The organism is Neorhizobium sp. SHOUNA12A (assembly GCF_023006505.1).
Lineage (GTDB): Bacteria > Pseudomonadota > Alphaproteobacteria > Rhizobiales > Rhizobiaceae > Neorhizobium.
Map to the genome: position 1 here is coordinate 92,093 of NZ_JALBGV010000014.1, position 8,707 is coordinate 100,799.

At 63.0% G+C, this 8,707-nt stretch carries 8 protein-coding genes and 1 pseudogene; 5 read left to right on the plus strand and 4 right to left on the minus strand.

What is annotated here, in order from left to right; translation table 11 throughout:
• Window positions 1-44: 44 nt before the first annotated feature.
• Genes MOV63_RS09435 through MOV63_RS09445 form a run of 3 tightly spaced genes read left to right on the plus strand, consistent with a single transcriptional unit; the run spans window position 45 to window position 3,541 of the window.
• Window positions 45-1,037 carry an ABC transporter permease gene (locus MOV63_RS09435; protein WP_405029311.1) on the plus strand — a complete coding sequence of 331 codons (993 nt, stop codon included), beginning with the start codon at window positions 45-47 and terminating at the stop codon, window positions 1,035-1,037.
• A complete protein-coding gene (locus MOV63_RS09440) occupies window positions 1,034-1,882 on the plus strand; it encodes an ABC transporter permease (protein WP_247033451.1) in 849 nt (282 codons plus the stop codon). Before MOV63_RS09435 ends, MOV63_RS09440 begins: the two co-directional genes overlap by 4 nt.
• Window positions 1,883-3,541, plus strand: coding sequence for an ABC transporter ATP-binding protein (locus MOV63_RS09445; protein ID WP_247033443.1), 1,659 nt, complete (start codon window positions 1,883-1,885; stop codon window positions 3,539-3,541).
• Between the two features lie 58 nt (window positions 3,542-3,599).
• Here MOV63_RS09445 and MOV63_RS09450 read toward each other — a convergent pair whose 3' ends face one another.
• Window positions 3,600-4,076 (minus strand): Lrp/AsnC family transcriptional regulator, encoded by a 477-nt coding sequence (locus tag MOV63_RS09450; RefSeq protein ID WP_247033445.1) that lies wholly within the window; start codon window positions 4,074-4,076, stop codon window positions 3,600-3,602.
• Window positions 4,077-4,312: 236 nt separating this feature from the next.
• Here MOV63_RS09450 and MOV63_RS09455 point away from each other — a divergent pair, with 236 nt between their 5' ends.
• Both MOV63_RS09455 and MOV63_RS09460 read left to right on the plus strand, forming a co-directional pair.
• Complete coding sequence (locus MOV63_RS09455) at window positions 4,313-5,638, plus strand: FAD-binding oxidoreductase (protein ID WP_247033446.1); 1,326 nt, start codon at window positions 4,313-4,315, stop codon at window positions 5,636-5,638.
• Window positions 5,639-5,694: 56 nt separating this feature from the next.
• Entirely contained in the window at window positions 5,695-6,600 is a 906-nt protein-coding gene (locus MOV63_RS09460; protein WP_247033447.1) for a LysR family transcriptional regulator, read from the plus strand.
• 18 nt (window positions 6,601-6,618) lie between these two features.
• On the opposite strand, the gene MOV63_RS09465 is transcribed toward MOV63_RS09460, so the two are convergent.
• The 3 genes and pseudogenes from MOV63_RS09465 to MOV63_RS09475 all read right to left on the minus strand — a co-directional run.
• The gene (locus MOV63_RS09465; protein ID WP_247033448.1) at window positions 6,619-7,986 is read right to left on the minus strand and encodes an NAD(P)/FAD-dependent oxidoreductase; all 1,368 of its coding nucleotides are present in this window, start codon (window positions 7,984-7,986) and stop codon (window positions 6,619-6,621) included.
• On the minus strand, window positions 7,983-8,306 hold the full coding sequence (locus MOV63_RS09470) for a (2Fe-2S)-binding protein (protein ID WP_247033449.1): 324 nt from the start codon (window positions 8,304-8,306) through the stop codon (window positions 7,983-7,985). Before MOV63_RS09470 ends, MOV63_RS09465 begins: the two co-directional genes overlap by 4 nt.
• Window positions 8,303-8,707 (minus strand): annotated as a pseudogene (locus MOV63_RS09475) (hydantoin utilization protein B); the annotation flags it as partial. The gene MOV63_RS09470 and the pseudogene MOV63_RS09475, both read right to left, overlap by 4 nt.

Below are 8,707 nucleotides of genomic sequence, written 5' to 3' on the forward strand. Positions count from 1 at the left end.
CGCCGCGGTTGCGCCTGATAGTACTGTCCCTGGTTCGTCCACGGATGGTGCCGGCTATCTCGAACTTTTCAGGCAAGGAAACCCTATTGCGCACCTATGTCCTTGGACTCATCACGAACCGTCTCGGCAGTTCCGCCCTGACGCTGCTGATCGTGTCCTTCGCGGTCTTTTTCGCAACGGCAATGCTTCCGGGCGATACCGCCACGATCCTGCTCGGTCAGGCTGCGACGCCGGAAGCCGTTGCCGGCCTCAGGGCCGCAATGCATCTCGACGAACCGGCCTTCCTCCGTTTCGGGCGATGGCTCATCGGCCTGCTGCAGGGAGATCTGGGGACCTCCTATGTCAACAATTTACCGGTCGCACAACTGATTGGGGCGCGGTTCGTCAACACGATGCGCCTTGCCGGCATCGTCACTCTTTTTGCGGTTCCCCTGTCACTGACGCTTGGCATCACCGCCGCGATGTTTCGCGGCTCAGTCTACGACCGCATCGTCACAGTCCTGACCATCGGCATCATCTCGGTGCCCGAGTTCATGATTGCGACATCGGCCGTGCTCTTGTTCTCCGTCTATCTCAAATGGCTGCCGGCATTGTCTTTCACCAGCGATGTCACATCCTTCTGGCAGGTGCTGAAGATCTACGCCATGCCGGTCTTCACGCTCACCTTCGTCGTCTCGGCCCAGATGATCCGCATGACCCGCGCCGCCGTCATCGATACGATCAACACCCCCTATGTGGAGGCCGCGATCCTCAAGGGCGCGTCACGCTGGCGTGCAGTCCTGCTACACGCACTGCCGAACGCGGTCGGCCCGATCGCCAATGCGATTGCGCTTTCGCTCTCCTACCTGGTCGGCGGCGTCATCATCGTCGAGACGATCTTCAACTATCCCGGCGTCGCGAAGCTGATGGTCGATGGCGTCTCCACCCGGGATCTCCCGCTCATTCAATCCTGCGCCATCATTTTCTGCGTCGGCTACCTCGCACTCATCACATTCGCCGACATTGTTGCAATCCTTGCCAATCCGAGGGTGCGCTGACCATGACGACGTCCACGACACTGGGCCGCAGAGTAAGTTATCGTTTCAGCTGGGTTGGGATGATCGGCTTTACGATCATTCTCTTCTGGGCGGTTATCGCCCTTCTCGCGCCCCATATCATTCCGTATCCCGTCGGCGAGATCATCGACGACGACTATTTCGGCCCGATCAGCAGCAAACTGCTTCTCGGCTCCGACTATCTGGGCCGGGACATGTTCTCGCGCATCATCATGGGCGCCCGCTACACGGTCGGCATCTCGCTTGCCGCCGTCTGTCTCGCGTGTTTCAGTGGTGCCGCGCTCGGCATGGCGGCTGCCGTCATTGGTGGCTGGTTCGATACGCTGCTGAGCCGGTTGCTCGACGCGCTCAACTCAATTCCAAGCAAGCTTTCCGGTCTGGTCGTCGCTGCCGCCGTCGGGTCGTCGCTTCCCGTGCTGATCATCATGCTCGCGGTGATCTACACGCCCGGCGCCTACCGGTTTGCGCGGTCGCTTGCCGTAAACGTCAATACGATGGATTACATCACGGTTGCCCGGACCCGTGGCGAGGGCATTCCTTATGTCGTCTTTTCGGAAATCCTGCCGAACATCACGGGGCCGCTGCTTGCCGATTTCGGCATCCGCTTCGTGTTCATCGTCCTCCTTCTCTCCGGGCTTTCCTTCCTCGGCCTCGGCGTCCAGCCGCCTTATGCGGATTGGGGAGCGCTGGTTCACGAGAATATCGGTGGCCTGCCATTCGGGGCGCCCGCCGTCATCGTTCCCTCGCTGGCGATTGCGAGCCTCACCATCAGCGTCAACCTGCTGATCGACAATCTGCCCAAGAAGATTCGCGATCGGAGCGCGTGAATGGAAAATCTCGTTGAAATCCGCGATCTGAGGGTAGAGGCAACGACCGATGCGGGCCGCCGCATCGAGATTATCAAAGGCGTCGACCTCGATGTCGCGCCCGGCGAAATCGTCGCCCTGATCGGTGAAAGCGGATCGGGCAAGACGACGATCGCGCTGACGATCATGGGTTATGCCCGCCCCGGCTGTCGGATCTCGAGCGGCAGCATCACGGTGGCCGGCAAGGACATGATGACGCTGAGCGAGCGTCAGCGCGCACATGTGCGCGGCCTCGAGGTCTCCTATGTGCCGCAGTCCGCCGCGGCCGCATTCAACCCGTCGAAGCGCATCATCGACCAAGTCGTCGAAGTGACGCGCATCCATCGGCTGATGCCGCTAGCGCAGGCCAGAGAGAAGGCAATTTCCCTGTTTCGGGCGCTTTCGCTGCCCAATCCCGAGGAAATCGGCAACCGTTATCCGCATCAGGTTTCCGGTGGCCAGTTGCAGCGTCTTGCCGCCGCGATGGCGCTTATCGCCGATCCGAAGCTCGTCATATTCGACGAGCCGACCACCGCGCTCGACGTGACAACCCAGATCGAGGTGTTGCGGGCCTTCAAGGCCGTGATGAAGAAAAGCGGCATTGCCGGCGTCTATGTGTCCCACGATCTGGCGGTCGTCGCACAGATCGCCGATCGCATCGTCGTGCTGCGGGGCGGCGATGTGCAGGAAGTCGGCAGCACCGCCGATATCCTGTCCGATGCCAAGCATCCCTATACGCGCGAGCTGCTTTCGGCCTTTGAACCGAAATCTCGCGGCGAAAGCGTCGTTGTTGCAGCGCGGGAACACGCGCCACTCCTGAAGGTCAATGGCCTGATCGCCGGCTACGGCCCGATCCAGGCCGACGGTCTGCCGCTCGTCAAGGCCGTGCAGGAGGCAAGCCTCTCCCTGGAACGAGGCCGCAATCTCGGCATCATCGGTGAATCCGGCTGCGGCAAGTCCACGCTTGCTCGCTCGATTGCCGGTATCCTGCCCGCATCAGCCGGTCAACTGACCCTCGACGGGCGCGAACTTGCCCGCTCCGCCCGGCAGAGAAGCCGGGAGCAATTGCGCGAATTGCAGATCGTCTTCCAGCATGCGGACACCTCGCTCAATCCGGCCAAAACGATCGAGGAAATTCTCGGACGGCCGCTGAAATTCTACCACGGCATGAAAGGCAAGGTCCGGGACGCTCGGATCGACGCGCTTCTCGACATGGTCCGCCTGCCGAAGACGCTTCGCAGCCGAACCCCCGCCGAGCTCTCAGGCGGCCAGAAACAGCGCGTCAATTTTGCCCGAGCGCTCGCCGCCGAGCCGAAACTGATCGTCTGCGACGAGATCACCTCCGCCCTCGACACCGTCGTTGCTGCGGCTGTCATCGATCTCCTGAAGGAAATGCAGCGGGAGCTTTCCCTCTCTTACATCTTCATCAGCCACGATCTGTCGGTTGTCGAAGCGATCTGCGACGAGATCGTCGTGATGTATAACGGCCGCAAGGTCGAGGCAATCACGCCTGCAATCTCAAAGATCCCGCAGCACCCCTATTCGAAACTGCTGTTCTCGTCCGTGCCGAAGCTCGATCCAGGCTGGCTCGATGGCCTGGAGCGTGATCCCGAGCTCGTTAAAACCTATGTGCACGGCTGAGGCGGCAATTGCCGTCTCATTTCCGCGGACAATAATTATTGGCTGGGAGCATGTACGGCTATACCAGAAACAGGCTGGTAAGCGGCATATGCGCTTTGACGATCGGCGACTTCAGGACAACGAAGCTGAAATATTTGTCGATGCCGATATCCATATCGGTCAGCCGTTCCATGATCGTCTGATATTCGCCGATACCGGCGGTGACGAACTTGAGCATATAGTCGTATCCCCCCGACACCAGGTGGCATTCGATCACCTGGTCGACTTTCTCCACGGCTGCGAGAAACCGCGCGAAGTCGATCTGGCGATGGTTTTTGAGCGTGACCTCGGTGAAGACCGTCAGGGTCTGGCCAAGCTTGCCGATATTGATCTGGGCCGAATAGCCCTGGATATAACCTTCCAGCTGAAGCTTCTTGACGCGCATCAGGCAAGGGCTGGGTGAAAGATTGACCAGTTCGGCAAGCTCGACATTGGTGATGCGGCCGTTCTTCTGCAGCTCATAGAGGATCTTGATGTCGATACGATCAAGCTTCACGTGTGGACATCTCCCAAGGCCAGCAGCATTTTATGCCGCGAAAGTTCGAGATCGACTTTAACACTATGGCTTCTCTTGTCTATTTCATTCTGCGCAGGGACGGCCAGCACAATAAATCGCATTATCGGTTAAGGGCGGAATCTTGTGCTGTTCGAAGGCTGTGTGCGGTAACCTCGGCGCGGACCGCGCCATTATGCTGAGGCATCGATCCGGTTGCGCCCAGGAGATTGAATATCATGCCAGCACCGCTCACGCTCGTCGAAACCGATGCCGGATTGCCGCGTTCCGCCGACGCTGTCGTGATCGGTGCCGGTATCGTCGGCGTCTTCACGGCTTATTATCTCGCCAGACGCGGCCTGAAGGTGGCGCTCATCGAAAAGGGGCGGATCGGCGCCGAGCAATCGAGCCGCAATTGGGGCTGGTGCCGGCAGCAGAACCGCGATGCGCGCGAACTTCCGATGGCGACCAAAAGCCTCGACCTGTGGGAACGCTTCGCCGCCGAGACCGGCGAGGATACCGGCTTCCGGCGCTGCGGCCTCCTCTATCTCAGCGATAACGAGGAAGAGCTGGCAGGCTGGGCGCGCTGGCGGGATTTCGCCGGCACGGTGGGCGTCACCACCCACATGCTCGACAGTGCCGAGGCGACCGAGCGCGGCAAGGCGACAGGCCGCACCTGGAAGGGCGGCGTGTTCTCCCCGACGGACGGGACGGCGGATCCCGCCAATGCCGCCCCGGCGGTTGCCCGCGCGATCGTGAAGCTGGGCGGGACAGTGCTCCAGAATTGCGCAGCGCGCGGCATCGAGACGGAAGGCGGCAAGCTTTCGGCTGTCGTAACCGAACACGGCACGATCCGAACCAAGGTCGCCATCCTGGCTGGCGGCGCCTGGGCGTCGTCCTTCTGCCGCCAGCTCGGCATTCGTTTCCCGCAAGCCTCGATCCGCTCCTCCATTCTCTCCGTCGGTCCCGGTGAGGGAAACCTGCCGGACGCGCTCCATACCGCCCGCGTCTCGGTAACCCGCCGCGGTGACGGCGGCCACACGCTCGCCATCAGCGGGCGTGGACGGATCGACCTGACGGCCCAGACCATGCGTTTCGCGGCACAGTTCCTGCCGATGTTCATGCGCCGCTGGCGCAGCCTGTCGCCCGGCGGCCTCGAAGGTCTGCGCAGCGGCCACGAAGGCATGGCCCGCTGGCAGCTCGACCGACCGACGCCGATGGAGCATATGCGCATCCTCGATCCGGCCGTCGACGCGAGCACGATCAAGCTGACATATGAGCGCGCCGTCGAATTGCTGCCGGCGATCGGCGGGCGCCGCATCACTGCGAGCTGGGCCGGTTATATCGATTCGACGCCGGACGGGGTTCCGGCGATCGGCGAAGTCGCGAGCGTTCCGGGTTTCATCCTGGCTGCGGGGTTCAGCGGCCACGGTTTTGGTATCGGACCCGGCGCCGGCCACCTGATCGCCGACATCGTCACCGCCGCCACTCCAATCGTCGATCCGCTTCCGTATCGTCCGAAGCGTTTCGAGACGTCCGCCTGGGGCAAGGTGGCGGATTTCTGATCTTGGGGCCTATGGACTAGAGTGAAACCCGCGAACCAAAGGACACGGTGACCCGGATGCAGGCACGCCAGCTCGAGGTATTCTGCATGCTCATGCGGACCGGGACGGTGACCGGTGCTGCGGCGATGCTCAACATATCGCAGCCGGCGCTCAGCCAGATCCTGCTGCATGCCGAGGACCAGCTGGGCTTCAAGCTTTTCAACCGGCTCCGCGGAAAGCTGGTTCCAACCCGGGAGGCCGAAGAGCTTTATCCGGAATGCGAGCGGATTTTTTCCGAACTCAGTGCCCTTCGCCGACGCACCACGGACATGCGTTTCGGCCGCACCGGGCTGATCCGGATCGCCGCGTCAGCACCGCCGGCGATGTCGATCGTACCCAAGGCGCTTCTGTCGTTCCGTGCGGCCCATCCTGATATCGTCGTGCGCTCGCTGATCGCCCCGCTGGTCAACGTCGTCGACATGATCCGCGACGGCGACGCGCCGCTCGGAATCGTGATGAACAACACGGCCCGTCCGGGTATCGACGTGGAGACACTCGGGCACACGCAACTTGTCTGCATCGTCCCTGAACACCATCGGCTGGCCGAACTGGATCGGATCGGTTTTGCCGACCTACAGAACGAGACTTTGATCTCCTACCGGGCCGGCACGCTGCCGGGCCGGCTTCTGATCAGCGCCGCGGCCGCGGAAAAGCAAATATTCAACCCGGCGATCGAGATCGATATCTCGATTACCGCCCTGCCCTTCGTTCGCGACGGCTTTGGTGTCGCAATCGTCGATCGGCTCCTGCCATGGCAGCAGTTTCCGGGGCTTGTCCTTCGGCCGCTGCAGCAGAAGATTTCCGTGCCGATCGCCTTGCTCACCAGCCGGGACCGCCCGTTGACGGGAAGCCATCTCGCCATGCGCGACGATCTTCGGGAGGCCTGTGCCAGCGTCCTGAAGGCCGGTGGTTTGGAATCTTAGGCATCTCGGCCGAGCCGGTCAGGCATCGCGAACCCATTCACCGATCGGCAGGGGTCTGGCGGGGGCCTGTTCGCGGAGCCGGCCCGCATCACAGACCTGGATACCGGCCTTTTCAGCGATCAGCTCGGCGCCGGCGAGCTGACAGTAACGCCCTTGGCAGCGGCCCATTCCGACGCGCGCCAGCGATTTGACCCGATTGGCTTCGCCACCGCCGTAAACGACGCTCTCGCGCAACTGACCTGCCGTCACCCCTTCGCAACGGCAGACGACCGTCTCGTCCGGAACGGCGCGGACCATTTCGCCCGGCCAGGGAAAGGCGCGGGCAATGGCGCGGCCAAAACGTTCGTAGCGGCGCAATCGGCGCAGATCCGACGTTGCGTCCGCCGAAGGAAGACCCATATCGGCAAGGCAGGCGGTCGCGGCAAGCCGACCGGCCACCTCCGCCGCGTCGGCGCCGAGAATTCTCACATCATCCCCGGCCAGATAAAGTCCCTCGGCCGCCCTGCCCATCCGGTCGGTCCGGGGCAGCCATTGCGACCAGCTTTCGTCGTAGTCGAACATGCAGCCTGCCAGGCCCGCGAGCTGCGTTTCGGCGCGCAGGTGCCAGCCAAGGCCGACCATGTCGCATGCCGTCACATGCGCCCGACCGCGAGCATCGCGCCAGCACAGGCCGACGGGGCCGCGTTCGTCGGTTTCGATCCGGTCCAAGGTCACACCGGCATGATAAAGCCGACCGAGCTTTGCTCGCATCCGCAGTCCACGCAGGACAAGGACCGGCCTTACCAGCATGCCCGGAAGACCTGCTGCCTGGTCGCTGATCGAGGAGGTGTCGAGGATCGCGGCGATTTTGGCGCCGGCTTTCAGCAACTGGGTCGCGACGAGTGTCAGCAGCGGCCCGGAACCGGCAAGAATGATCCGGCTGCCGAGGGCGACGCCCTGCGCCTTCAGGGCGATCTGTGCCGCCCCGAGGCTGTAGACACCCGGCGCCTGCCAGCCGGGGATCGGCGCCAGGCGATCCATGGCGCCGGTGGCAAGGATCAGGCGGTCGTAGGTGAAATCCTTGCGGCCGGCGGGCGTCAGCGCCTGCAGAAAATGGTCGGCGATCGTCATGACCGAACTTTGCGGATGATAGTCGATCTGCCCGGCGGCAATCATGCGGTCGAACACCGTATGGAGTGCCACGGCCTTGCGAGCTTCCGGTCCGTAGAGCTGTTCCGGCGATCGCACGAAGCCCCGTGGCGGGCGCCGATAGATCTGGCCACCCGCTTTGGTGCCCTCGTCAATGACTATCGGTTTGACCCCGGCCTGCACCAGACGCTCTGCGGCGCGGATACCGGCCGGGCCGGCGCCGACGATCACCACCTTTTCAGCGCCCGGTGCCGTCATGGCCATGTTTCCGGCGGCACGGTCCGCAATTGCATGCCCTCGGCGACCATTGTCGAACAGGCCCGCAGCCGGCAGCCGTCCTCCTGCCATATCCAGCAATCCTGGCAGGCTCCCATCAGACAGAAGCCCGCCCGTTTCTCTCGGCCGAATTCCGACTGCCGCACGGCAGGTCCGCAGACCAGGACGGCGGTGAGCACCGTGTCGCCGGCCAGTGCCTGGCAATCGGCGCCATCCAGCCGGAACCGAACCTGCGGCCTCCCCTTTTCGGCAAGGCGGACAATTCGGCCCCCGAGAACGGCAGGCGGCAATCCGGATGTCATTCGGCAGCCTCTTTCCGCGCCTCGGGGCTTGGCATGTTCGTGAAGCGAGCGCGCACATCCGCGAACGCGGCGGCCACGCCTTCGGCGCCAACCCGTCCCTTCATCCGGCGGAAGATCTCCGTCTTGGTGAAGAAGCGCCAATGGATGGGAAGGCCCTGCAGCAGGTCGGTCAGCAGGTCGTAGGCCTCCGGCGTCCATTGCGCCTCGTAACCTTCGCGCTCGGGGCCATAGTGAAAGTGTCCGGTCGGGGCGGTCCGAGCGGCTCTCACCTTTTCGGTTTCAGCCTCGTCCACCATGCCGTCGCGGATGACGACGCCGTAATCACGTTCGGCAGCCTCGGAGGAAACGTGGCCGCGTGCGACGTCCCGCGCCACGCGCCAGGTCTCGCGCTCGACGGGGTT

Coding starts and splice junctions, on each gene's coding strand:
- MOV63_RS09455 (WP_247033446.1), top strand. CDS start 4,313: ATGCCAGCACCGCTCACGCTCGTCGAAACCGATGCCGGATTGCCGCGT.
- MOV63_RS09435 (WP_405029311.1), top strand. CDS start 45: ATGGTGCCGGCTATCTCGAACTTTTCAGGCAAGGAAACCCTATTGCGC.
- MOV63_RS09460 (WP_247033447.1), top strand. CDS start 5,695: ATGCAGGCACGCCAGCTCGAGGTATTCTGCATGCTCATGCGGACCGGG.
- MOV63_RS09470 (WP_247033449.1), bottom strand. CDS start 8,306: ATGACATCCGGATTGCCGCCTGCCGTTCTCGGGGGCCGAATTGTCCGC.
- MOV63_RS09465 (WP_247033448.1), bottom strand. CDS start 7,986: ATGACGGCACCGGGCGCTGAAAAGGTGGTGATCGTCGGCGCCGGCCCG.
- MOV63_RS09445 (WP_247033443.1), top strand. CDS start 1,883: ATGGAAAATCTCGTTGAAATCCGCGATCTGAGGGTAGAGGCAACGACC.